The 25,667-nt window shown below is 58.9% G+C and carries 18 protein-coding genes; 14 read left to right on the top strand and 4 right to left on the bottom strand.

Annotated elements, in window-relative coordinates:
* Window positions 1-116 precede the first annotated feature (116 nt).
* On the bottom strand, window positions 117-2,714 hold the full coding sequence (gene topA, locus AC6H1L_RS18630) for a type I DNA topoisomerase (RefSeq protein WP_497598964.1): 2,598 nt from the start codon (window positions 2,712-2,714) through the stop codon (window positions 117-119).
* Between the two features lie 478 nt (window positions 2,715-3,192).
* Here topA and AC6H1L_RS18625 point away from each other — a divergent pair, with 478 nt between their 5' ends.
* The 4 genes from AC6H1L_RS18625 to AC6H1L_RS18610 all read left to right on the top strand — a co-directional run bounded on the left by AC6H1L_RS18625 (window position 3,193) and on the right by AC6H1L_RS18610 (window position 7,858).
* The gene (locus AC6H1L_RS18625) at window positions 3,193-4,347 is read left to right on the top strand and encodes a glycoside hydrolase family 113 (protein ID WP_497601566.1); all 1,155 of its coding nucleotides are present in this window, start codon (window positions 3,193-3,195) and stop codon (window positions 4,345-4,347) included.
* Between the two features lie 291 nt (window positions 4,348-4,638).
* A complete protein-coding gene (locus AC6H1L_RS18620) occupies window positions 4,639-6,300 on the top strand; it encodes a MurT ligase domain-containing protein (RefSeq protein ID WP_497598963.1) in 1,662 nt (553 codons plus the stop codon).
* Window positions 6,301-7,179: a type 1 glutamine amidotransferase gene (locus AC6H1L_RS18615; protein ID WP_497598962.1), complete on the top strand. Its 879-nt coding sequence runs from the start codon at window positions 6,301-6,303 to the stop codon at window positions 7,177-7,179.
* Between the two features lie 40 nt (window positions 7,180-7,219).
* Complete coding sequence (locus AC6H1L_RS18610) at window positions 7,220-7,858, top strand: ClpX C4-type zinc finger protein (protein ID WP_497598961.1); 639 nt, start codon at window positions 7,220-7,222, stop codon at window positions 7,856-7,858.
* A gap of 354 nt (window positions 7,859-8,212) precedes the next feature.
* On the opposite strand, the gene hpf is transcribed toward AC6H1L_RS18610, so the two are convergent.
* On the bottom strand, window positions 8,213-8,881 hold the full coding sequence (gene hpf, locus AC6H1L_RS18605; RefSeq protein ID WP_497598960.1) for a ribosome hibernation-promoting factor, HPF/YfiA family: 669 nt from the start codon (window positions 8,879-8,881) through the stop codon (window positions 8,213-8,215).
* Between the two features lie 407 nt (window positions 8,882-9,288).
* Between hpf and AC6H1L_RS18600 the strand changes: the two genes are divergently transcribed.
* Entirely contained in the window at window positions 9,289-9,573 is a 285-nt protein-coding gene (locus AC6H1L_RS18600) for a DUF6788 family protein (protein ID WP_497598959.1), read from the top strand.
* 287 nt (window positions 9,574-9,860) lie between these two features.
* Window positions 9,861-10,319 carry a transcriptional regulator NrdR gene (gene nrdR, locus AC6H1L_RS18595; protein ID WP_052888556.1) on the top strand — a complete coding sequence of 153 codons (459 nt, stop codon included), beginning with the start codon at window positions 9,861-9,863 and terminating at the stop codon, window positions 10,317-10,319.
* A gap of 269 nt (window positions 10,320-10,588) precedes the next feature.
* Here nrdR and AC6H1L_RS18590 read toward each other — a convergent pair whose 3' ends face one another.
* Window positions 10,589-11,020: a cyclic nucleotide-binding domain-containing protein gene (locus tag AC6H1L_RS18590; RefSeq protein WP_497598958.1), complete on the bottom strand. Its 432-nt coding sequence runs from the start codon at window positions 11,018-11,020 to the stop codon at window positions 10,589-10,591.
* A gap of 210 nt (window positions 11,021-11,230) precedes the next feature.
* Between AC6H1L_RS18590 and AC6H1L_RS18585 the strand changes: the two genes are divergently transcribed.
* The 6 genes from AC6H1L_RS18585 to AC6H1L_RS18560 all read left to right on the top strand — a co-directional run bounded on the left by AC6H1L_RS18585 (window position 11,231) and on the right by AC6H1L_RS18560 (window position 22,807).
* Window positions 11,231-13,459, top strand: a complete 2,229-nt coding sequence (locus AC6H1L_RS18585) for a tetratricopeptide repeat protein (RefSeq protein WP_497598957.1) — start codon at window positions 11,231-11,233, stop codon at window positions 13,457-13,459.
* A gap of 229 nt (window positions 13,460-13,688) precedes the next feature.
* Window positions 13,689-14,462: a hypothetical protein gene (locus AC6H1L_RS18580; protein ID WP_497598956.1), complete on the top strand. Its 774-nt coding sequence runs from the start codon at window positions 13,689-13,691 to the stop codon at window positions 14,460-14,462.
* A 183-nt stretch (window positions 14,463-14,645) separates the two neighbouring features.
* Complete coding sequence (locus AC6H1L_RS18575) at window positions 14,646-16,073, top strand: hypothetical protein (RefSeq protein WP_497598955.1); 1,428 nt, start codon at window positions 14,646-14,648, stop codon at window positions 16,071-16,073.
* Between the two features lie 399 nt (window positions 16,074-16,472).
* Window positions 16,473-18,212 (top strand): peptide ABC transporter substrate-binding protein, encoded by a 1,740-nt coding sequence (locus tag AC6H1L_RS18570; RefSeq protein WP_497598954.1) that lies wholly within the window; start codon window positions 16,473-16,475, stop codon window positions 18,210-18,212.
* Between the two features lie 562 nt (window positions 18,213-18,774).
* Window positions 18,775-20,493, top strand: a complete 1,719-nt coding sequence (locus AC6H1L_RS18565; protein ID WP_497598953.1) for a peptide ABC transporter substrate-binding protein — start codon at window positions 18,775-18,777, stop codon at window positions 20,491-20,493.
* Window positions 20,494-21,088: 595 nt separating this feature from the next.
* A complete protein-coding gene (locus AC6H1L_RS18560) occupies window positions 21,089-22,807 on the top strand; it encodes a peptide ABC transporter substrate-binding protein (protein ID WP_497598952.1) in 1,719 nt (572 codons plus the stop codon).
* Between the two features lie 368 nt (window positions 22,808-23,175).
* On the opposite strand, the gene AC6H1L_RS18555 is transcribed toward AC6H1L_RS18560, so the two are convergent.
* Window positions 23,176-23,367, bottom strand: coding sequence for a hypothetical protein (locus AC6H1L_RS18555; protein WP_497598951.1), 192 nt, complete (start codon window positions 23,365-23,367; stop codon window positions 23,176-23,178).
* A 228-nt stretch (window positions 23,368-23,595) separates the two neighbouring features.
* On the opposite strand from AC6H1L_RS18555, the gene AC6H1L_RS18550 reads away from it, so the two are divergent.
* Together AC6H1L_RS18550 and AC6H1L_RS18545 are read left to right on the top strand one after the other, a co-directional pair.
* Window positions 23,596-24,555, top strand: a complete 960-nt coding sequence (locus AC6H1L_RS18550) for an ABC transporter permease (protein ID WP_497598950.1) — start codon at window positions 23,596-23,598, stop codon at window positions 24,553-24,555.
* Window positions 24,556-24,567: 12 nt separating this feature from the next.
* On the top strand, window positions 24,568-25,662 hold the full coding sequence (locus tag AC6H1L_RS18545) for an ABC transporter permease (RefSeq protein ID WP_497598949.1): 1,095 nt from the start codon (window positions 24,568-24,570) through the stop codon (window positions 25,660-25,662).
* Window positions 25,663-25,667 lie beyond the last annotated feature (5 nt).

Here is a 25,667-nt window from a genome sequence, read left to right as displayed (position 1 = left end):
GAGATTATAGCACGAGCACCAGCCACAAGCCCACCTGGACAGCCGGACTTGCCGACCGCAGAGGGATCAGTCAGGCCCCCACCTGGCAGCAGGGCACGGGCAGAAAGCTACCCCTCTTAGTCCTCATCAGCCTCAGCCGGCGTGCCCGCCAGCGACATCCGTGCCGCTTCCCCAGCCGTGATCGTCTTTTCAGTCGCCTGCTGACGCCTGCTCTTGCTGCGCTCTGCAGCGGTCTTCTTCTGCCGCTTACTTGTCTTGTTACCCTTAGCTTTAGCTTTAGTAGTTTTACTGGTATTTTGATTCTTAGCTGTCTCCTTCCCCTTTCCATTAGAGGTTGCGCGAGCAGCAGAGCCTGCTTTTCCGCCCCTGTTCTTGTGAGGGGCATTCGGCGAGACAGAAGGGTCAGTCTCCAGAGCTGCGGCTGCAGCATTTGCCGCCCCATTCACAGAGGAATCGGCCTCTGACTTTGGTTCGGCCCTTGCCGGGACCTTCTTACCACGCTTGGAGCCTGAGCTTGACTGAGCCGGCTCCAGGCCGTTCTGCTGGGGCCGCTCCTCGGGGCTTTGCTGCGGCAGCACCTCCTCCTCATAGCAGACCGGCTCCTGACTGCCGCGCGGAATCACCATCAGCCCTCCGCAGCGAGGACAGGGCTCCGGTACTGGGCGCTCCCAGATCGCGAAGTTGCACGTTGGGTAATTGCTGCATCCGTAAAAAGTACGCTTGGTTTGGCGCGTCTTACGCTCGACGAGATCGCCACCGCACTGCGGGCAGAGGGCCCCGGTCTTGTTGACAAAGGAGCGTCCATAGCGGCACTCCGGGAAGCCCGAGCAGGAGATAAAGCGTCCGAAGCGCCCGCTCCGAATCACCAGTTTCCGCCCGCATTCGGGACACAACTCATCCAACTCCTCGACCGGCTTCTGCACGCGATCCATCTCGGCCTCGGCCCTGGCCACCATCTCTTTGAAGGTCTCATAGAAATCCCGCAGAAACTCCGTCCAGGACTGGCGCCCCTCCTCGACGTTGTCTAGCTTCTGCTCCATATCGGCGGTAAAGCCAACGTCGACGATCTCGGGGAAATGTTTATTGAGCAGATCATTGACCGTCTCGCCGAGCCACGTCGGTACGAAACGCCGCTGCTCCTGAGTGACGTAGCCGCGTTCTTGAATGGTCGAGATAATGGGCACATACGTACTGGGGCGCCCAATGCCTAGCTCCTCCAGCTCTTTGATCAAGCTTGCCTCTGTGTAGCGCGGAGGGGGCTGCGTAAAGTGCTGCTGCGGCTGCAGCTCGTGGAGCGTGAGCACCTCGTCGACAGTCAGCTCCGGCAGGAGCCGCTCTTCCTCATCGCGTGGCCAAACCGCATAGAAGCCCTGGAAGCGCAGACGAGAACCACTGGCCCGAAAGACATATTGGCTCGCCACGATATCGGCGCGCACCGTATCGAAAACGGCAGGGGTCATAAAACTGGCCACGAAGCGGCGCCAGATCAGACTATAGAGCTTATACTGATCAGGCGTCAGATACTCACGCACGAGCTCGGGTGTCAGTGTCACATCGGTCGGGCGAATGGCCTCGTGAGCATCCTGAGCCGTGGCTTTGAGCTTGCCAACGCGCCCCGGACCGACAAAGGGCTGCCCATAGGTCTGCTCAATAAAGCGGCGTACACTGGCCTTCGCCTCGTCAGAGACGCGCGTCGAGTCGGTACGCATGTAGGTGATCAATCCCTGCGAGCCGCGCGGTCCTAACTCGATGCCTTCGTAGAGCTGCTGGGCCAGACTCATCGTTTTCTTCGGCTTAAAGTACAGGCGCGATGAAGCGTCCTGTTGCATGGTGCTGGTCGTATACGGCAATGGCGGCTGACGGCGCACTTCGCGCTGTAACAGACGCCAGACCGTGAAACTTGCCCCACGCAGCTCAGCTAGAATGGCCTCGGCTTCCTGCTGATTGGCAATATGCAAGCGGCGCCGCGTCTCCTCCCCACGGCGTTCACTTTCGCCCTCCTGCGTCCCCTCGTGCTCTTCGCCCTCACCCGCCGCTTCCTCTTCCCCTTCCGATAGGTGCTGACCGGTCAACTCGTTGAGGCGCGCTACAAGCGTAGCCTCAAAGGGCTGCTGCTCGCCTTGCTTGCTCAGCAAAGCCGAAATCGTCCAGTACTCTTGAGGAACAAAGTTCCGAATCTCTCGCTCGCGGTCGCAAATCAGACGCAGCGCTACCGACTGGACACGCCCCGCACTGGTGCCCGACTGCACACGCCGCCAAAGCAGGGGACTAATTTTGTAGCCCACCAGACGATCAAGCACTCGGCGCGCCTGCTGCGCATTGAATAAATCTTCATTGATGGTCCGCGGCTTCTGGATCGCCTCTTGTACTGCTTTGCGAGTAATCTCATTAAAGACAGCGCGGCGCGGATTCTTGAGTCCCAGGGTCTGCATCAGGGACCAGGCGATGAACTCCCCTTCGCGATCGGGATCGGGGGCTAGATAGACTTCCTCGGCCTTCTTCGACGCCGCCTTCAGTTCGGCAATGACGCCCTTTCGTTCCTCGATAATTTCATACTGTGGCGCAAAATCCTTGCGCGTGTTGACGCCAAGGCCCTTCTTCGGCAGATCGATGATGTGCCCCATAGAGGCGCGTACCTCGAAATCGCGCCCGAGGAACTTTTCAATTGTCTTGGCTTTCGCCGGAGACTCCACAATGACAAGCTTCTTTGCCATTAATCAACCTGTACCTGATTTGCAGATGTTGTCCTGTTGAACGCCAGGTGAGCCGTTCAATCTCACAGGATAGGATAGCACACGTTGACAAGAGGGGTGACAAACCAGGCCGCCAGTCGACGGCCCTCTGAGCTTGTCACTTCTCTTCCTCTCATTACGTATGCTTTCTGAGTGAGATAACACAAGACGGCCCCCCGATCTTCCCTCAGCCGCCAGAGCGAGTGGCCCTAGCTTGCCACAGACGCTCATCATCTTTCTCACCACGAGTACAATAGAGGAGAATCCGCCCTTTCGCAGCTCTTACTCCAGAAAAACTGCTCGGCTCCTCTGTGCACCCTACGCAAGAGCGCGAAAGGAGAGTACGGGCAGAAGATGGATGGGAGGGTTGAGAATGTCTGGTAATTTGGCACGCCGCCAACAAAGAGCTGGCCGGGGACACACCAGCACACCTTGTGCTCGGTCTGACCGCTTGTCGACCATGCTCCAGATCCTCCTGCTCTACAGCTGTATCCTGAGCCTGCTGCCACTTAGCAGCGCCTGCGAGCCGTTCGGCCGGGCCAGCACAGCACCGGGGGATCACCAGGCGAGTAAGCATGCGATAGCCACTCCGACGCCGACCCCGACACCGACGCCAATTCCCAAGCCAGTTGAGCAATACGGTTTCCAGAAAGGGATTGTCTACCCTGGCTGGAGCCGCAGCGCCTATGGCCTGAGTGATCGCCGCTGGCAGGAGAGTCTGCAAGAGATCCGGCGCAGTACCGCCGCTGAGTGGCTAGAGATGCCAGTACTTTTCTCCCAATCGACCCCAGACGCAGTTGATATCGGCCTTGACCAGGCAGCTCCTAGCGTGGCCTCCTTTATTGCCGGCGTACGCAAAGCCCACGCAGTAGGCTTCAAAGTCTTTCTTGCGCCCTTGCTCACCGTACGCCAACCGGGTGGCTGGGCCGCCCTCGTCATGCCGGCCCCTGAACGTCAGCAGCTCTGGTTTGACCGCTACTGGCAGGCTCTGCGGCCCTACGTCGAGGCCGCTGAAGCCAATGGCGTTGAACAGCTTGCCCTGGCCACCGAAATGGAATGGCTCCAGAGCAATGCCCCCAGTGCCCTCTGGCGGCAACTCATCGAGCGGGTACGCAGCATCTACACTGGAAACCTGACCTATGATATCAACTGGTCCACGATGGATCAGCCGCCCGCCTGGCTACATGATCCTCGCCTCACATTCATCGGCGTCTCCGAGTACATCTCCCTCGCTGACGCTCCCGTGCGGCTCGATGCCCAGACAATGATTGTCCTCTGGCGCGAGCAAATCAAGACGCGGCTCGACCAGCTTGCCGAGCAATTGAACCGGCGCATCGTCATCAGTGAAATCGGTTATCGCAACAGCGCTGATGCTCTTTACCAGGTCTGGTCACCTACCTCTTCAGCCCCAGCAGATCCCCAGCAGCAAGCCGAGGCCTATAATGCCGCGCTCACCAATGTCATGACGGATGAGCATATCGCCGGGATTTTCTTCTGGGGGTGGGATGGCGTAGCACGCTTTTCGATCCGCGGCCAGCAAGCCGCTGAAGTGCTGCGCCGCTGGTACAGTGGCGCCGGCCCGGCGCCCACGGATCACCAGGCGGGACAGGCCTAACCAGAGCGAGAGAGCCTCAAGGCCAAGACCCGCAGGCGATGGCGAGCCATCAGGGAACCAGAAGATCTATCCCTGGCTTGCGGTCTTGACCGCTTCACGCGCGCATGCTATGCTGCAACTAGGCAACGAGAAAAATAGATATAACTATTGACACAGGCGCTGGTTCGGAGGAGAAGCATGCAGCAACATCGGCCATCTCAGGTGATCTCTCAGGGAGCCAAACAAGGCGAGTCCAGAGGGAGCAGATGGCTTCGGACAAAGAAAAGCCGCCCAGAAGTTAAGCCAGGATCAGTGACCGGAGCGGCAAGAGCCGGCCAGCGCTCACGGAAGCGCCGTCTCTCGCTGAGAGCAGCCCTGGCAGTCGTCAGCGGGCGCGCCGCGGGAGCCTTAAGTCGCCGTCTCCGGCTCGGTGGCGGGACCAGCATTGTCGGTCTGGTGGCTCAACGCCTCTACCCGGATATCATTCGCCACCTGGCAGCTCAACTGGAATACGGCAGCGTTCTGATCACCGGCACCAACGGCAAGACAACCACAAGCGGCTTTCTGGCCGCCATTTTGCGTGATGCCGGTCTGCGTGTCTGGCGCAATCGAGAGGGCGCGAACCTGCTGCGGGGTGTTGCCGGCGCTCTGGTAGTGCGCGCGCTCCCTAATGGGAATCTCCGCCGCGCGGGCCAGGCTATCTCGGTCTTCGAAATCGACGAGGCGGTCATGCCCCAGGCCGCACGCCTGCTAGAGCCACGCGCCGTTGTCTTTGTGAATCTGTTCCGCGACCAGCTCGATCGCTATGGCGAGGTAGAAAGTGTAGCCTCCCGCTGGCGCCAGATGGTGAAGGAGCTGCCCGAGACAACGACCCTGGTCCTGAATGCCGATGATCCGACAACCGCCAGCCTGGGGGAGCTGGCTCGCGGCCCCGTTCTCTATTTCGGCCTGGAGGATCTGTCGCTGGACCTGAGCAGCCAGAACGGCCAGGGAACGCCAGGGGCCTATCAGGCCGTCGATAGCCGCAGCTGTGTGCGCTGCGGCAGCGACTATCAGTATAGCGCCCGCTTCTATAGCCATATGGGCCATTATCAGTGCCCCCACTGCGGTTTGGGGCGCCCGGCTCCCAGTGTACGCGCCGTGCAGGTGCGCCAGGATAGCTTTGATCGCCTGCGCGTGACAGTCGAAACACCGCTGCACGAGGGCGAGATTGTGATCCCTTTGCCCGGGCTGTATAATGTTTATAATGCCCTGGCAGCGATCACTGCCGCCCAGGCCCTGGGGATCAGCTGGGAGCCAATCGTCTCAGGGATCGAGCAATTCAAGCCCGCCTTTGGACGGGGTGAGCGTGTGCAGGTCGCAGGGCGAACCCTGCGCCTCTTGCTCGCCAAAAACCCCACAGGCTTGAATGAGGTACTGCGCACGCTCTTCAGCGAGGGAACGCCACGCCATGTGCTTTTTGTGCTCAATGATAATATCGCTGATGGCCGTGACGTCTCGTGGATCTGGGATGTGGACTTCGAACGCGCTAAGGGCTTGGTCGCCAGCTTGACAGTGGCCGGCACGCGCGCCTTTGATCTGGCCTTGCGCCTCAAATACGCCGGCTTCACACCCGAGGAGATGACGATTATTCCTTCAACGCCACTGCGCGCGCTCCAGGCGATCACTGCCTCCCAGCCGCGAGGACGGAAGGGCCGCGGCAGGATTAAGGATCAGTCTCAGCAGCGCCAGACTGCCACGGCGACAACCAGTGCAACGGCAACTTCCGAGGCGGTGGAGAGCGCTGCCGCTCGCAGGGTGACAGGGCCTTCGCCCGCAGGCTATGGACTGGCTACCGCTCTCGATCAGGCCATCGAGCAGACCCCAGTCGGCGAGACGCTCTTTATCGTGCCGACTTATACCGGGCTGCTGGAGATTCACCGCGAGCTTGAACGGCGCGGGCTGACGCCTCACTTCTGGGAGGGACGAGATTAAATGCATGGCAGGCATGAGGCCCGGCTTACGCTGACGCTCGGGCATCTCTATCCCGATCAGCTCAATCTGTATGGGGACCGCGGTAATATTCTGACGTTGAAGCGCCGCTGTGAGCTAAGGGGCATCGAACTGCGTGTTGTGGGCCTGGGCATCGGTGATGCACTGGCCCCCGATGAATATGACATGCTTTTCATCGGCGGCGGCCAGGATAAAGAGCAGGCCCCCGTGGCTCAGGACCTCTTCGAGACAAAGGGAATTGGTCTTTGGGCCGCCATTGAGGACGATATGCCCGTGCTGGCCGTCTGCGGCGGCTATCAGTTGTTAGCGCACTACTATCGCCCAGCCGAAGGCCCCGATATGAAGGGATTGGGAGTCTTCGATGCCTGGACCATCCATAAAGGCCCGCGGACACCGCGCTGTATCGGCGATGTGGTCATCAGTTGGAACGGCATGACTGTAGTCGGCTTCGAGAACCACGGCGGACGTACCTACCTGGGTACCGCTCGCCCGCTGGGCAAGGTTCTCAAGGGCCACGGGAATAATGCTGAGGATGGTACGGAAGGAGCGGTCTATCGCAATGCCTATGGCACCTATCTGCATGGCTCGCTCCTGCCAAAGAATCCACATTTCGCTGATCACCTGATCGGCCTGGCGCTGCAGCGCAAGTATGGCCTCCGACGCCTGACAGAGTTGGCAACGCCGCCAGGCGAGATCATGAATGGCTCTACGCCCGCCCAGCTCGCCCCCGCGGATGATCCTGCTACTCTGCTGCGGCCCCTGGATGACCGCCTGGAGTGGCAGGCCCATGCCGCTATTCTGGAGCGCCTGGGCCTCTACGAGGAGGCTGCAGCCGCCTTGCAGCGCGCCTTGGCGGCGTAGAGGTTGCTTTGCTTGCTCTAGCATCGAGGATTGGGCCATTATGAGCTTTGATCGAACACTGGCTCGCTGCTCTTTCTGCGGTCGGCGCCCCCCCGAAGTGAGACGCATGATAGCAGGGCCAGGCGCCGCCTACATCTGCGAAGCCTGCCTGCAGACCTGCAATGAGATCTTGCAAGATCCGAGGCCGTTTTCTCCCCAGGCTCTAGAGCTGGCCTCACGCCCCCCTGTGGTCGTCGCCGCCCCGCTGGAACCCCCTACCAGCAGCCAGGAAGAGCAGCCAGCTCCACGTGAGGCCCTGCGTACCTTGACTTTGGAGCTTGAGCAGAAGCAGCAGGACATGACCCTGATGCTCTATCAGATCCAGTTTTTCCCACATTACTTTGATCTGCACTATCTGTGGATCAGGCCGCCTCTCACGCCTGGCTTTGCCTTCGTCCCGCGCTTGATCTTTTTCTTGAAAGATAACCTGGGCCAGCAATGGAGCGGAGATCAGGGGGGAATGTTGCTGGCCCGGCCCGAGCTGGCCAGCGATCCGAACCACGCCGTTTATCAGGGACGGGCACGCTTCCGCCCCTTGCCATCGCCAGAAGCCCATCGCCTGACCATTCGCGCCGCTGACCCGCTTGGCCAATTCGAAGATCCGCCACCACGTCCGTGGCAGTTCGAAATCACGCTCTAGTCAGTCTTCCAGCGAGAGGGCAGCTTGCAAGGCCAAGCAGGTGGGAGGATAGGCAAGAAAGGCTAGCATCCTCCAGATCAGAACAAAAGGGGCAGTGAAAAGATGGCTGAGGTGGGTGCTCCTGGGTTGAGCGCTCTACCTCAGCCATTCTGTGTCTATTTATTTAGACTGACTGGTCTCGCTTCCCTACTGACTACTCCTCATTGCTTAGTGACCAGCAATGGCTGCAAGCCCTGTTCTGGCGCCTCTCAGGCCACTCCTGCCCGGCGATTGTGGCTGTCCATTCCCCTGCGAAGGATCAGCAAAGAACACCCTTGGCATAGAAACCCGATCAAGCGGGGAGACAGATGGAGCCTACTCAACCGCGGGGATCAGCAAACCATAGCCACCTTTCTCCAGACGATACATGACGTTCACGCTATTGGTGGCCTCGTTCACAAAAGGATAGAACGGCAGGCCGAGGGCTTCCATCTGTAGGATGGCTTCTTTGTCGCTCATGGGCTTGGTGGGAACGCTACGAATCTCCCTAATCCTGGCCCATAATGCTTCGTTCTGCTCCTCGCTTAGGCTGGCAGGGACGGTTAGATCTGCCTCTTCTTGAGCTGCCTCCCCCCTCGCCGCCGTGGCCGCAGCTACCTCCTCCCCCTCAAGCGCCGAGAGCTTCCCCGAGCGCGCTAAGGCCAGCACCTTAATGGGCAGGCGCTGATGACGACGCGCGGTGGTGAGCCGATCTTTCTGACGACAGAACTGCGCCAGTAGCTTGCTGAGCGCCTGATCAAAGGCAACAGTGGCTTTGGAGGCACTGACTTCACTACGCAGCGTGGGCGTAGCTCCAGCCAGCAGGATCTGCACAGTGTAGCGATCCTGAGCGCTGCGCGTGTGCTCCTCTGCGATGGTCACTTCCAGACGGGCGGCATTGTTGTGGGGAGAGATGAGACGCGTAAGCTTGTGAGCCTTGCGCTCGATGTGCTGCCGCAGACGAGGCAAGACCTCCATCTGCTTTCCTTTGATGATGATCTGCATAGCTTTTGACTCCCTCTTTCCAAGGCCACAACACCGGTCAGCCCAGGGAGGCCCGTGGCCCCTGGGCCATAGGCAAGGCAGGAGAGCCGACCCGAACCGTGGGCGCAGCAGGGTCTGGCTCATTATATCATCCTTTATCTTGCTATGGCCAGTCCAGCCTAGCCCCCTCCCGCTCAGCGGCAGGCAACCCATATCAGCACGTGGCCCCCGCCCTCTGCGACCTCCCTGCAACATGAAAAAGGTGTTATGAAATTGCTGCATTCCAACAACAGGTGTACCCTCAAAAGATGAACAAATTTTCATTTATGGCGGTCCTGGATTCATAAAATGTTCATCTATTGCTGCTAAGCTAATGGTAGCGTTGCAGCAAGTCTGCACAGTGGAATGAAGGAAGGGGAGTGGCATTCATGGCGCAGATTCCGAGCGATCACCACATTACCTATCAGCTCCAGTACCGCAAGTGTGGGAAACCGACCTGTAGCACCTGCCGCGAGGGGCAGGGGCATGGCCCCTATTGGTACGCTTATTGGCGTGAGGGGTCACGGCTGCGCTCGGGCTATGTAGGCAAAGAGCGACCGGAGGGGAGCGCCCTGCCGGAGCGGCAGCGAAAGCGGCGGCCAGGAGGTCCGCGGGATGAGCGACAGGCACGCCGGGGAAACACTCGCCTGTCTCTGGTGCCGGCTCTGAGCTAACAGAGCCAGTGCGGGCAGAAGAGCCAGGCCAGCCGCCGGATGCACAGGCATAATGGTTGTCAGCGCCTCCAGCCGGGCAGAAGGTCGATCGGGCAGACAGCACCAGACCCAGCATCGATATCGCTCGGCCCCTACAAGAGGAAAGCCGGCTCTCTGTCGCCTGCTGTAGAGAGGGGGGCCAGAGAGTGCCAGCTACGGAAAGCACCGCTCCGTTGTCTCTGTCGCCACTTCTGCTTCTGTGATAGAATCATCTCGACAGTATTCTACCCAGAGTTGGGAGCTGCGGGATGAAATGTCCATATTGTGGCGGCACCGAGTCACGCGTTAAGGACTCGCGTGATATCGGAGACGCGATCCACAGGAGACGTGAATGCGAACGCTGCAAAGGGCGCTTTAGTACCTATGAGCGAGTCGAACCATCTCATTTGATGGTCATTAAGCGCGATCAGCGCCGCGAGCCTTTCGACCGCCAGAAGCTCTATATCGGCATTCGCAAAGCCTGTGAGAAACGGCCCCTACCCGTCGGGGAAATCGAAAGCGCCATCGATGAGATCGAGCAGGAGCTATACCGTATGGGCCGGCAGGAGGTGCCCAGCAGCGTCATTGGCGAGCTGGTCATGGAGCGCTTGCGCCGCATGGATAAGATCGCCTATATCCGCTTCGCAAGTGTCTATCGCTCCTTCGGAGACGTGGAAACGATGTTCGAGGAGATCCAGCAGCTGCTCAATCGCGAGAAGGCAGAATAAGCCCGGAGCCTTGCTTATCCCGCCTCCCTCACGACCCGAGCAGAATGGTTTGACCGAGCGTTGTGGCAGGAAGATGGTGTTTTCTTCCAATCCGCCGCGATGGTCTCCTCTCGTGTGAGCCGGCTCCACCCGTCGAGCTGGCAGATCGGGGGACTCTGGCGTCTTGTGCTGTCCTTTGGATATGCCTCCTTCTATTCTCTCTCATTCCTCCGGCCCTGCGCCGGTCCCCCTCTCCTTGTTTGGTCTCGCGGCGCCCCCTGGCGGCGGCCCTAGCGTTCCGCGAGACGTCCCTCTGCTTTGCGCAGGCGACGGCTGAGTACGCTCAGCAATTTGAGGGCGATCTCGGGCTGTCTCCGCAGCACGGCGCGAAACTCCCAGATCGGCAAGAGGATCGCCGTTGTCTCCTCTTCGGCAATGACGCTGGCCGAGCGCGGCAGATCATCCAGTAGGGCCATCTCTCCCAGTACTTCCCCTGGCCCTGCCGTCCCGATGACCTCTTCCGCTCGATCGGGGTCGTTGGCCTGGACAATACGCACCCGTCCCGCGGTGATGATGTAGAGTCCAGTCCCGGTATCTCCCTGATGAAAGAGCGCTGCTCCGGCGCTGTAGTGTCTCTCCTGAGCGCTTCCAGCGATCTCCTTCAGCTCTTTGTCGTTTAGTCCAGAAAATAAGCTTACCTTTCTTAGTGTCTCTTCATACATTGCAGATGGCTCCTCATCCAAAATCGGCTCGATACCCGAGCAGGCGCTTGCCACGCTTCCATCGCTCTGGCCCTGTCGTATTGTATCACAGCGACTCAGCCTTGTCTCCTTTTTGACTTTCTGACGGCGACGCACTACAATAAGTGGGACGACTGCTACACACTCAGACAAACGTATGCCCGAGCCACTCGCTAGAGAGATCATAGAGCCATGACAACGCAAGATATCTCAGTGGCCCACCAGCGGCTCCGCGAGGGAGTCGACGCCCTCAACGAGGGGAAACTCGATAAGGCCGCCGAAGCCTTTAGCGATGCCGAGGCGCGCTTTCGTCTCGCTGGCGACTATCGCCATGCCGGTGATAGCCGTATGCTGCTCGCAGAGGTTCAGCAGCAGAATAATCTCATCGATAGTGCTATTATTAGTTACTCACGTGCACGCAACTACTATCGCCAGGCCGAGCAGCCACTGAGCGAGGCCGCTGCTACGATGGCTCTGGGCCATCTGGAGCGGCAGCGGGCCCATCTCGATTTGGCTCAGCAGGCTTACGAGGAGGCAGGCACCCTCTATCAGCAGCAGCGATCTGCTCGGGGACAGGGCAATGTCTGGCTCGCTCTAGGCCATTTGGAGCTACAGCGAGGCCATATCTCGCAAGCGGCTGCTTACTATCAGCAGGCCATCACAGCTTTTCAGGAGGCTGGCGAGTCAATTACGGAGGCTGATGCCCGTCGCAGCTACGGCGATACCCGTCGGTTGGCGCAGGAGTTCGCAGCCGCCGAGGAGGCCTATCGGCAGGCGTTGGCTGTCTATGAAGCTCAGCGGGACTATTACGGCGCTGTTGATGCGTTGAACGGCCTGGCCCAGATCTGTCTGGAACAGTGGCGATTCTCTGAGGCTGCCGATCTCTTCGGCGAGGTGATTCGGCGTTCTCTGGAGCTGGAGTATGAGCTGGGTCAGGCCGATGGCAATCTTGGTCTGGCTGCGGTGGCGCTGGCCAACAATCAGCTTGAGCAAGCTCTGGCTAGCGCCCAACGCGCTCAGCAGGTCTATGAGGATCAGCGCAATGCGTTGGGTCTTGCCCAGGCTCTGCGCCTGTTGGGAGAGATTAATCTCCGTCGCGGACAGTTGGCCTATGCGAGTTCACAGGTGCAGCGCGCCTTACGCACGTACCAGGCCCTCGCCCGCCGCCCCGGGACGGCGGAGGCTCAGCTCTGTCTCGCAGAGATTCTGCGACGGCGTGGTCAACTGGAACGGGCCGCGGAAACTTTCTCGGCAGCTCACGAGCAAGCGCATCTTTCAGCGAACGCGCTCCTGCCAAGTCAGGCCTTGCTCGGATTGGGCGATATCCATCGTCAGCGCGGTCAGACAGCCCGCGCTCTGGCGCTCTACGAGGAGGCCGCGACGCGAGCCGCCGCGTTGCTTGAGCCTTTCCGTTCTTATGGCTTGGCAGAGGCTGCGCTCCGTCAAGCACGGCTGGCTATTGCCAGCGGTTCGCTGCAAGTCGCCTGGGAGCGGCTTAACCAGGCCCGTCCAAGCATAGAGTCAGGTGCGCAGCATGTTCGCCTTGCTCCGCTGCTGGCTCTGATCGAGGGAGAGTGGTATCTGACGCTTGGCGAGTTCTCGCGCGCTGAGGGCCGCTTTAGTGAGGCACGCCAGCGGGCTGAGGCTCTTCAGGAACCGCTGCTAGCCGCTGAGGCGCTGCTCGCTCTCGCCCGCACCTACCTGGCCCGCAGCGAGCTGGAGGCAGCCTTGCTGACTTACACTGAAGCTGAACGCCAGTTTCAGCAGTTGGAGCATGCTGTTGGCACAGCAGCCGCAACGTTGGGCAGCGCTCAGGTGCTGATCGGCCAGCAGCGTTGGTCAGAGGCAATCGAACGCTGTGAAGCAGCTTTGACGCGCTTCGAGCAGAACGAGGATCTTGCCGGTCAGGCGGAGACGCTGCTCGCTCTGGGCCTGGCTCGCCGTAACAATGAGCAGCTCGCTGAGGCCTGGGCGAGTTTTGAGACCGCTCTGCGTCTTTATCAGCAACAAGGTCAACCTTTGGGAGAGTCGGATGCTCGCTATGAGCGCGCTGGCGTGCTGCTGGCTCAGGGACGGCTCGATGAGGCTGCCAGCGAGCTGCAACAGGCGATTCGCCTTGTCGAGAGCGTGCGCCAGACTCTGCCTTCTCCTGAGCAGTGGACGGCTCCTTTTATGCGCCAGTATGCAGCGCTCTATGCCCAGGCTGCCATTACAGAGCTGCGCCGTAATCGGGAACAGCAGGCCCGCGCGTTGCTTGCGTCGTATGTCCGCCTCGCCGGTTCGCACGAGCTGCAGGAGCAGCTGAAAGCTTATGAAGAGAGTATCCCTACTGGGGGAGAGCAGTTGAGTGAGGAGGCCATCAGCGCGAATAAGGATCTGCTGAAGCGCCTCCGCCAGCTTCGAAGGGATGTGGCCTCATAGAAATGGCCCGACTGGCTTTGCTGGCAGGGGTCAGGTGGCCTCTCTTCAGCCGCTCAAGCTATGGCTTACTGGGCCTTGCCTTGGTTGGCGCCCAGAGAGGAGGGTGGAGATGGCAGCGCTGTCTCATGGATGGGGTGCTGACCTGATACCTTGCCAGTGGGCTTCAAACGCCTTATTATCTAGCTAGCAAGATAAGAGTAGAACAGGCCACGAGCAACGGGAGGAGACTATGGATTTGCGCTTCTTGCGTGGTGACCCCCAGGCACCCAAGGGACATGCGATCTTTTTCGCCCGCAGCAGCGAGGATGAGCGGCGTATCTTCTATACTTACTGTGTGGTGCCGCCTCTCCCGCTGTCTTTGGCCAGATATCTGCCTTCGATTCTGGCCGCTCATTTGCCAATGGATGAGCCTAATGTCCAGGTGATGCCTATTCCGCCGATGCTGGAGGAGCTGGAGCAGGGGCAGGGCCTCGATTATCTGCAAACTCTGGCTCAGTATCGCGATGATGATCTCTGCGAACTGGGGGCGATCCACCCGCGCGATGAAGCGGCAAAGATGCAGTTGGCTGCTCAGGCTTGTCAGGAGTATGGCCAGCTCTATCTGAACTACAGCGCCTCTTTCGAGCAGGCCGCTGGCCGCTCTTCAAAGGATGAGCTGCCGGCTTTGGATGACCTGGACCCAGAGGAGCTGCTCTTTCAGACGATGACTGACCGCCAACGCCTGGCAGAGCTGGGGAAGCTGGTCGGGGTCGCTCGCTACGCCCTCGAAGGGAACGATACTCATCTGCTGCAGGAGACTCGGCAGAAAATGCAGCGTATCGTACGCCTCCTCCCCGAGAAGTATAAGGGAAACGCGCTGATTACAGCGGCTTGCGATACAGGCAAGCATTCTGCGCGCATCGCCGAGCTGTATCTAGAGCGCGCTTATAAGCTTCTCGATGAGGAATACGCTGACATTCCGCGCATCGAACAGGCGATTCGCGAGCTGCAGCAGTCTGCTTGAAGTGTGTGCCTCTCTCCCCTACCTCGGGCCTTTCCAGCTCGTGTGTCAGTGCCCCAGCGCCGCAGGGTTCACGGTCAGCAGCTGGTCTGTCTCCTCCCTCTGTGGCCTTGCTTCCTTCTCTTTTGCACTTGTTTGCTTGAAGGTGATCACGAAAGAGATCAAATAAGGTAATGGAGATATTTTATGGCATCAGTCGGCATGAGGGTTGATCTCTCGGAGCTGGTCGAAGCCGCGGCTGCGGCTGATGCGCCACGCCTGGCCAGTCTGACCCGGGAGTTAGTTCATGGCAAAGCAGATATTGATGTGCTCATCGGGCGTGTCGGCATGATCGCTGCTCATGGCGATTCTGAAGGACACGTCGTGCTGACCTTGACCGCCGCCAGCGTCTTGAGTCGCTGGTTGCATGCCTATGATCACCTGGTAGGCGAAAGCGTGGAGAATCGCCTGCGTCCACTGCCGCTCTTGGTGCAGGCTCTGTGCGCGGCCAGTGCAGCTGTGCGCCAGGGACGCCGTCAACAGCCGAGCTATCCTCGTCCTTACTACCCCAGTGAGCTGCCGGAGGGGAAGAGCGTCGGTGCTTTGATGCGCGAGGCTATCTATCAGGATCAGGCCGAGCTGGCTGAACGGCTTCTTTTCGGGCTCTATGCGACCGGCGCCGACTATCGTACGCTGCAGGCCCGCACTTACGAGGGGCTGGCTATGACCTTCCATCGGGCAGGACATCCTCTGCTATTGGCGGTACGTGGCTACCAGCTACTCGACCCAGTAGAGTGGGGTGATCGCGTCCCCAATATTATTCACTGGCTGGCTCCCCATCTGCCGATCCGTAGCGAGGAACCAGCCTGGATCGGAACCGTGCGCGACTTTATCGCCCAGCACCAGGGCGATTTCGATATCATTCGCCGGCGCATCTCGCCGCCGAAGAACGAGCGTGCTCTTCCTTTGCGTGATCTCCTGCTGAGCGATGCCAGCCCTGTGCAGGTCTGCCAGGCCGTGCATGAGGCTCTGATCCAGGGCGAGGCTTCGCCTCCCGCCGTTGGCTCGGTCATTGCTCTTAGCGCCGCTGATATTTTGCACCAGATCGGCGACGAGGATCGCTCGGCTTTCATTGAGGCAGCTCACGGTCTGCTTTATGCCGCTGCCGTGCGCCTGGTCTTCGCCCAGGTCCAGGACATTGAGGTGATTCCGTTGCTCTTTACTTCGGCTGTTTTCGTTAATGAGCTGCGCAAACGTCTGGGGTTGGCCAGTGGCCAGCGACAGCAGAGCGTTCCTCATGTGCATGTCGGCGGTGGCCTGCTGGCCCCTGCTTTGCTGGAGACCCTCCAGGGCGAGCTGGAGGCGCGTGATCTGGAAGGGGCCTATCTGGCTGCCCGCCGCTACTTTAATCTTGGCTATGAGCCGAAGCCCCTCTTCGCAACCATTGGCCTGGTCGCTGCTCAGGCCGATGCCGCCGCTGATCAGGGCCACACCTTGCAGATTGTCCAGGCGGCGGGCGAGGCCTTTATGGGCTGGCCCCGCGATCTGAGGGAGGTCGATCTGAGCGTCTTCCTGCGGGCTGCTCTGCGGGCTGCAGCCCTGGCCCCGCGCAATACTGTGGCGTCAGGGATCTAGATCAGCTCACAAGCAAGCATAGGACAGAGGGGATCGCTCAGGCGCAAGCGGGAGGCCGGGATAGGGTCGTTAGCCTTTCTCTGAGGCGAGAGGCCGGGACGTCGGCGACTGGATCTGCTCGGCAGGCAGGCTGGCTGGCTGGCTGGCAGGGGACCTTAATATCAGGACAGACGAGGGAGAGAGGAGTACGCCTCCGGGCAGCACTGTTCTGGGTCCCGGCCTTTTGTCTCGTCTGCCGGCTTTCTACCATCTCCCCCGCCTGGGATGGTTCAGTTCCAGGCCTGTCAGGGCGGCCGGCGTCCTCTCTTGATCCCGCCTTCTCTTGATACTTTTCCCATTGCTCCGCGTTTTCACCTTAGATATCTTTCAGCGCAGCGATTTTGCAGGAGCACAAGTAGAATGATGAGTCAGATCGATCTTCCGCAGCAGAAGAGGAGCAGGCATCTTCAGCACAGTCTGACGATCGCGCTCTGCCTGCTGGCTCTCATGCTCACACTGACCTCCTGTCAGATTGGCAATCGACAGTCCCGCCTGGTAAAAGCTCCGGCCAGCAAGCAGGTCTATCGTGAGCCGCAGATTGGTCTTTCGGACTATACGACACTTGATCCGGCCCTGGTCACTGATCCTTCAGCGATCCGGGCCGTAGAACTCGTCTTTACCGGCCTGGTCCAGCTTGATGATCAGTTGCAGGTGCGCCCCCAGCTCGCCAGCTCATGGACAGTCTCTAGCGATGGCCTTAGCTGGACCTTCCATCTGAAACCGAATCTGAAGTTCAGCGACGGTACGCCGCTGACCGCGCAAGATGTGGCTTACAGTCTCGATCGCGCTCTGCAGCCGTCGACACGCTCGACGACTGCCCCTCTCTATCTGGCGCTACTGCGCGATGCCGATAAGCTGCTGGCTGGTACCATTTCAACGCTCATCAACGATAGCATCCTGGTGCAGGATCAAGAGACGGTCGTCCTGATTACGCGGCAAAAGGCCCCGTACTTTCTGAGCATGCTCACTAATCCTTGCTCTTTCGTTGTCGAGCGGCGCCTGATCGAAAAATATCATGGGAACATCAGTGATCATCTCACAGAAGGCGGCGGCGCTGGTCCCTTCAAGGTGGCTCGCTATGTCCACGGCCAGGAAATCGACTTCGTCCCTAACGCCTACTACTACGGCGCCAAACCCCAGTTGGGCCGCATTGTCTTTTCCTTCTATCGCCAGGCGAGCGACGCCTATCAGGCCTACCAGAGCGGCCAGGTCGATCTGACAAGTGTCCCCTTGGCCAGTTATGCCAGCGATAAAAAGCGAGCCGACTTTCACCAGGTGCCGCAACTGTGGATTAACTACTATACGATGAACTATCTCGTGAAGCCTTTCGATAATATTCATATCCGCCAGGCTTTCGCACTGGCGATTAATAAGGTCACGATTGCTGAGCAGGTTTGGAAAGGGACCGTACTACCGACAAATCACATTGTGCCACAAGGGATGCCGGGTTATAACACTAAATTGACCGGCCCTGACGGTACTCAAAATCTGACTGGTAATCCAGCCAAGGCTCGCCAGCTTCTTGCCCAGGGCCTGCAAGAAGAGCATCTTTCAAGCCTGCCACCTATCAAGCTGACCTACGCCACAGGGCTGAGTACTCTGGATCAGGAGGCCAAGGCCCTGATTGAGATGTGGCGCCAGAATCTGGGCGCTACCGTAACGCCTGATCCTGTCGACTATAATACGCTGCTGAGCCGTGTGACGGCAGCCACGAATAACCCCAATGGGCTGCAGATGTGGGGGCTGGCCTGGGTGGCTGAGTACCCTGATCCGCAGGACTGGCTCTCGGCCCAGTTTGGGCAGGGTGTTCCTAACAATAATATGAACTATGGCCAGAATGTCAGCAATGATGCTGCTATGCAGCAGCTTGTACAAAAGAAGCTCCAGGAGGCCGATAGCACATTGGATACAGCCACTCGCCTGCGCCTCTACCAGGAGGCCGAGCAGCAGCTTGTCAATGACGTCGCCTGGTTGCCGTTAGAACAGGTGAACGCCGTCTTCCTGCGCAATCCGCTTGTGGTAGGCTTCAAGGACAATGGCATGAATCTGGTTCCGCCCGATGACTGGGCTAACATTTACGTTGTCGAAAGCCAGTCGTGAGCGGATCGCCCGCTACAGCTATCGCAGCAAAGGAGGCGGCAGAGTCCACGAGCCCAGGCCCTAGACCGCTAGAGAGGTCTTTGGCCAGGAGAGCTATCCTCTGCCGCCGCTCTTTTTTGGGGTATCCAGCGGTTAACCGCGCTGGCTCAGGATGTTGGCCGTGGCACCTCTCTACCGCGGGCATAGGCTGAGCGACTGACTCAGCCCTCTCCTTGCGTCAATGGTCCTCCTTTCCTACCCGCAGCTTCGGCGCTTGCTCCCGGAGGAGAGGCTCCGTATCATAACAGCGACGGTGGTGCCAGACTGCTGATGCTGCTTACTCATTCCAATAATTCCTCCAGCCCCGAGCAGGCCGAATACAGGTATCACGGCGCTCGTGCGAGACTCTCACCTTGCCGAAGAGCAGTGACCGCGTCAGGTGAGCAGCTCACAAGGAAAGCGCTGTGCGGTCGGGCCGCCTTAGTGGGTTTGCTCGCTGGCTGGCAGGCACAATTATCCACAGCGCTCAGCGATCTCTAGCCAACATGCCAGCTTGCTTTCAGCAGCAATGGAGAAGCTCCCTATGTCTACCCAGCAACGTGTGAGCACGGCAGGCCTTGTAGCGCTGCTTTCTTTGCTAGTTATCCTGCTGGGAGCCTGCGGAGAGGGCAGCTCTGGAAACCCAACCTCCGCGCGTAAAGCTCCGCTCAGCCAGCAGGTTTTTGTCGAGCCGGAGCGAGGGATCACCGATCTGTCAACCTTCGACCCCGCTCAGGCTTTCGATGTGCCTTCGGTGACAGCGATTCAAATGGTCTTCACAGGCCTGGTCTCGCTGGATAAGGACCTGGTCGTCCGCCCGCAACTGGCCAGCTCCTGGACAGTCTCGCCCAACGGCCTGACGTGGACCTTTCACCTGAAACCCAATCTGAAGTTTAGCGATGGCACTCCCTTGACTTCAATGGATGTCGCTTACAGCCTTGATCGGGCACTGCAGCCCGCTCAACGCTCATCTACAGCCCCTACCTACCTGGGCCTCATCAAAGACGCGGATCGACTGGTCAAGGGACAAATCCGCACCATCATCGGCGACAGCGTCCTCACGCCCGACCCCCAGACGGTCGTTATTCTGACTCGCCAGAAGGCTACCTACTTTCTTGACGCCCTCACTTATCCCTGCTCCTACGTCGTGGAGAAGAAGCTCATCGACAAGTATGGATCGAAGTGGACAGATCATCTAGAGGAAGGCGGTGGCGCTGGTCCCTTCGTGGTCAAAGAGTATACCCATAACAAGCGCATTGTTTTTGCGCCCAACCCTAACTACTACGGTCCCAAGCCACAGCTACAGCAGGTGATTTTCCCCTTCTATCGGGATAACACCACCGCCTATCGGGCCTATCAAACAGGACAGGTCGACTTCGCCATCGTGCCCAGCCAGCAAATCGCTAAGGTCCGCAATCAGCCAGAATTCCACCTGGTGCCACAACTCTCGATCAGGTACTACGGCATGAACTACCTGGTTAAGCCCTTTGATAGCGTCAACATGCGCCGGGCCTTTGCTCTGGCGCTTAACAAAGAGGAATTAGCCCACGCGATTTGGAAGGATGTTCCGATCCCCACCAACCACATTATTCCGCTGGGGATGCCGGGTTACAATCCTAACTTGCGCGGACCAGACAACACTACCAGCACGCGTGGCAATCCTCAACTGGCACGCCAGTATTTTCAGAAAGGTTTACAGGACGAGGGCCTCAGCAGCCCCTCGCAGCTTCCAGCGATTACGATCACCTATTCTGCTGGCAACCAGGACCAGGCTAACGAGATCGCCGCAGCCATTCAGATGTGGCACAACGTCCTGGGAGTGACGGTCAAGGCTGAGGCCATCGATTTCAACAAAATGCTCGACGAACTCTCGAATACAGCCGGTAATCCCCACGGTCTGCAAATGTGGGCTATCGGCTGGGTGGCCGACTACCCTGATCCCCAGGACTGGACAACTCTCCAGTTCGACGCCGGGTCTCCCTATAATCAGGTGAACTACGGTCAGAACAACTCGCCCGACCGCTTGCAACAGCAGGCCACCCAGAAACTGTTAGAAGTAGCCGATACCCTGCCCGATTCCAATGCACGCCTGCAGGCCTACCAGAACGCCGAGCAGCAGCTTGTCAACGACGTCGCCTGGCTGCCCATCACTCAGGTGCGCAGCGCCTACGTCCTCAAGCCCTATGTGCAGGGCTTCGCCTTGAATGCGCAGCTGCAGGTACCTCCCGACGATTGGTCTCAGGTCTACATCAGCGTGCACTAAGGAGCGCCCAAGCGGCTGCAGGGTTATCCGCACGTCATAAGTTAAGATAGATAAGCCGCGGCCACAGCAGTGCAGCCAGAGAGGTCAGTGATCACGGCGATCAGAGGCGCTTGGCGCCCCCTCTGGCTGCACTGAAGGCCGCCTGACTCAGTCCCCTTTGCCGTCCTGCACTCTCCCCACTCTCTGGCGCCCGCCCCGCCATCCTATTCACCACTCAGGCCTTTTCCAGGACCGAGAGGCGAGAGATCCATCGCCAACGAGACGTATATAATAGTGTCTTTCATCCTTCCCGGGTGAACGGACGGCTACGCTATCAGAGCGATGCGGCTGATCAGGGTGCCAGCGCAACGCATTTAGGGACAGCCATGCTGCAGCCCAGCCCCGAAGAAGGGCCGTTCTCTTTGCGTGCCGTGTTTCTCTAGCAACACCGCACGTACTTAGTTTCTCGGATCGGTTATTGCTCCCTCTGCTGTCTCTGCCCGGAAAGAGAGAACAGCGGGGACTTGAACGTCGGTAACTGCCACACCCAGACCTGGCACATAGGAGCCGGTTGCCGTAGTGGCTTGCGTTCATTGTGTGACGAGGAGTACGATCCATGTCCGCGCTACGCAAGAGAACCTACCCGGTGGGTCTCGCCCTCACCCTCATTGCTCTATTTGCTCTCTTGCTAACCGCCTGCGGCGGTGGCACAGCAACAACCTCGACGCAGAAAGCGCCAGCCAGTAAGCAGGTCTTTGTCTATCCAGAGGCCGGAGTCACCGACATCGCTACCTTCGACCCTGGCCTCTCTACTGATCTCTATTCGATTCAGGCCATTGACATGGTCTTCACCGGCCTGGTGCAGCTTGACAACAATCTCACCGTTCAGCCGCAGTTGGCCGCTTCCTGGCAGAGTTCCGAAGATGGCCTGACCTGGACCTTCCATCTGAAACCGAATCTGAAGTTCAGCGACGGTACCCCCCTTACTTCGGCAGATGTGGCGTACAGTATCGATCGGGCCTTGCAGCCAGCAGAGCACTCGACTACAGCCCCTATCTACCTGTCCCTGATCAAAGACTCTGATCTGCTGCAGAAAGGGAAGATCAAGACTATCATCGGCGATAGTGTGCAGACTCCCGACCCTAACACGGTGGTCATCACCATCAAAAAGAAAGCCGCCTACTTCCTGGACGCCCTCACTTACTCCTGCTCCTACGTGGTAGAGAAGAAGTTAATCGATAAATATGGGAAGAGCTGGACCGACCACCTTGACGAGGGCGGCGGCGCCGGTCCCTTCAAGGTGCAATCTTACCAACACAGCAAGCAGATTGTCTTTGTTCCCAACCCCAACTACTACGGCCCCAAGCCACAGCTGCAGAAAGTGATCTTCCCCTTCTATCAGAAGGTGGAGACCGCTTATCAGGCCTACCGCAGTGGCCAGGTTGATGAAGCAAGCGTGCCTAGCCCCTACATCGACCAGGCGCGCAAAGGGAACGATTTCCACCTGGTGCCCCAACTGTGGATCAACTACTATACCATGAACTACCTGGTCAAGCCTTTCGACAGCATCAACATGCGCCGGGCCTTTGCCCTGGCCATCAACAAAGACGAAATCGTCCACGCTGTCTGGAAGGATGTCCTTATCCCCACCAACCACATTGTGCCCAAGGGGATGCCGGGCTATAACCCGAACCTCAAGGGGCCGGATGGCACGACCAGCACCGCCGGTAATCCAACGCTGGCCAAGCAATATCTGCAGGCTGGCCTCAAAGATGAAGGGCTCACCAGCGTCTCGCAGCTACCGACGATCACCCTGACCTATTCCACCGGTTCCGCCGACGCTGATCGCGAGGTCGCCGCTTTGGTTCAGAGATGGCAGGCCGTTCTCAACATCAGCGTCAAGGTCCATGCCGAGGATTTCAACAAGCTGCTCGACGACATCGTCGCTGCAACCAACAACCCGCACGGTCTCCAGTTCTGGGGCATCGCCTGGATCGCCGACTATCCTGATCCACAGGATTGGCTGACGTTGCAGTTCGATGCTGGCGTGCCGAACAACAACATGAACTATGGCCAGAACAATAGCCCCGATGCCAGCCAGCAGAAGGCCACCCAGAAGCTGCTAGAGCAGGCCGATGCCATGCCCAACGGCCCAGCCCGCTACCAGGCCTACAATCAGGCCGAGCAGCAGCTTGTCAATGACGTGGCCTGGCTGCCAATGGAGCAAGTTCAGGCTGCCTACGTGGTCAAAACCTATGTCCACGGCTTCTTCTACAATCCGCAGCAGCTGATTCCGCCTGACTATTGGTCGCAGATCTACATCACCCAGCACTAACCTGACTGTTCCTTTTCACGAACAGGCTCAGGTTCGCCCTGTAGGTAGCCCTGGCACCTGAGAACAGCCGGCAAGGCAACCAAGGGCTGGCCATGCAGCCAGCGGAGTCAGCCGGGCAGCTCACCGATCCCCGCCTGGAGTGAGTGGCTGCGTGACCAGCCCTTCACCCCCTGAGCCTGGCGGAGCAGGTGGCGGAGCACTCCTCTCGCCAGGCTCTCTACCTTTTCTCTTATTCCTCCCTCTCAACCCTTGACCGCTCCCCAACCGCTCCTTATAATAGCCCCTGGCTGTCCGTCTGTCTGTTCTACTCTCTTCTCTAGTCTGTTTCCCTGCTTGACCCAGCAGCCAAGACAGTGCCATCAGCGCGACTACACGGCCACACGCACGTAGGGGACGGGCGCCCAACCAGCAGCCCAGTCGAAGAAAGAGACGATGGGAAGCTGTTCTACGCGCATGTGAGCAATGCAGACAGGCGAGCGTAATAATATGATGGCAGAAGCATAACCTCTAGCTTGACAAGCCTGATAGCGCTCCTTAAAATAAGGGACAAGATACGTCATGTAACGTCTGTTGTCCGCTACAGTCCAGATCCATCTATGAGAGGGTGCCATTTCATAGATCTTCCACCTCTGGCGGAACGTGACATGGGTACACTTGTCCATGAAGGAGGCAAAGGGGCAAGGTTCAGCGTTGGGTAATTGGGGGGAGTGGAGAGAGGCACCGGTTAACGGCAAAGAAGAGCCTCCTTCTCGTCAAGCGAGCGCTGACAGGACAGTAAGGGGCTTAGCATGATACAGTTTCTGATCAAGCGCCTCATAGGCCTAGTCTTCGTGGTGATTGGAGTCACCTTCATCACCTTCATCATGGGCTATTTTGCCCCGGGCGATCCAATCCGCACGATGCTGGGTGAGCACTTTTCCCCCCAGCTTTACGCCCAGCTAAAGCACGCCTACGGACTGGATCTACCCTGGTATCAGCAGTACTGGAACTTCCTTGTCCACCTGGCGCACTTCGATTTCGGCTACTCTTTCAAGACGCAGGGACGACCAGTCTGGGACATTCTCAAAGACGGCGTCCCTGTTTCTATGGAGCTGGCCCTTTGGGCCCTCGTAGTCTATCTGTTAATTGGGGTCCCCGTGGGGATTATCTCCGCCCTCAAGGCTAATACCTGGGTGGACACCCTCAACATGGGCATCATGCTGGTCCTCTACGCGATGCCCATCTTCGTTTTCTGCGTCCTGGTTCAGGTGCTGATCGTCTTCATCGATCAGGAAACCGGTGCAGGTTGGCCAGTGGCCAACTGGGGCGAACCCTGGCACTACACCTGGACCGATATCCAGTACAAGCTTGCACCTGTGCTCGTCTTCGGGCTGGCTGGTGCCGCCTACTTTGCCCGTATCACCCGTACAAGCATGCTGGAAGTGATGCGCCAGGACTACATCCGTACGGCTCGCGCGAAGGGATTACCTGAGCACCTCGTCATCTACCGGCATGCCTTGCGTAATGCCCTCATTCCCTTGATTACCGTGACAGGCGTCACGTTGGGCTTCACCATCACGGGAGCCTTTCTCATTGAGAACATCTTTAACATCCCTGGCATCGGTACGATCACTGTCTCATCCGTGCTTGACCGTGACTATCCGGTAATCCAGGCGACGACTGTGCTGCTGGCCATCGGGGTCGTGCTGGGCAACCTGCTGGCGGATATCGCCTACACGCTGGTCGACCCTCGTATCAAGCTCGAATAGGAGGCTTAGCCAATGGATACGCATGACCGAGAGACACAACCAGCCTCCCCCTTGATCGCCCCGGACACGAACCTGATGTTGCCTGCTGAGCCTGATCTCCTCGTTGAGACCCCAGGCGTCATACCCGAGACCGAAGGGCCAAAAGAGCGTAAACCGGTCTCTCCGATGCGCGAGTCGCTGCGCCGCCTGCGGCGCGACACCCGCGCTATGGTCAGCCTCGGCGTGATTATCTTTATGGTGCTGCTGTCGCTGTTTGGACCGTTCGTCTATCAGCATCTGGGAGGCATCTACGACAGTCCCGATAACGGGCCGATTCCAGCGACGGTCTACCGCACCTTCTATCATCAGGAGCTGAGCCGTCAGGACGAACTGCCGTCTGCCCAGTACTGGCTAGGCACTGACGATCTGGGACGCGATATTCTGGCGCGCTTAATGCAGGGCCTGCTTGTCTCCATCAGTGTGGCGGTGCTGGTAGAGGTCATTGATATTACGATGGGCATCCTGGTTGGTGTGCTGGCGGGTTACTTTGGAGGCTGGATCGATCAGGTGCTGGCTCGCCTTACGGACATCATATTCGCCTTCCCGGGCCTGCTGTTTATCATCTTGCTCACCGGTATCTTTGGCACGTGGGCCGATACGACGCTGAGCAACATTCCTATCGTTGGCCCCAATGGGAACGCGCGTCTTCTCCTGGTATCAGGAGCCTTGGCCCTGGTTTCCTGGCCGCTGATGGCTCGCCTTGTACGTGGTCAGACCCTGCAGATCAAGGAACAGCAGTTCATCGAAGCGGCCCGTACCGCCGGTAGTAGCAATCTCAAGATCATCTGGCGTCACATCATTCCTAACCTGTTCAGCATCGTCGTCGTGGCCGCTACTCTCGATATCTCCAACACCATTATCGGTGAGGCGAGTATCAGCCTGCTGGGCCTTGGCGTTCAGCAGCCTGGCTCCAGCCTGGGTTTGATGATCTCCGAGGCCAGTAATGCGGTGGATACGCACCCCTGGGAGGTGCTGGTCCCCTCTCTCACGCTGGCGATCCTGGTGCTGGCCTTCTCCTTCCTCGGCGACGGCCTGCGCGATGCCTTCGATCCTCGCACCAAAGACTAAGCGAA

The organism is Thermogemmatispora argillosa, from assembly GCF_059696725.1.
The sequence above is the reverse complement of the archived record's forward strand: the minus strand, read 5'-3'. Positions and strand labels throughout refer to the sequence as shown.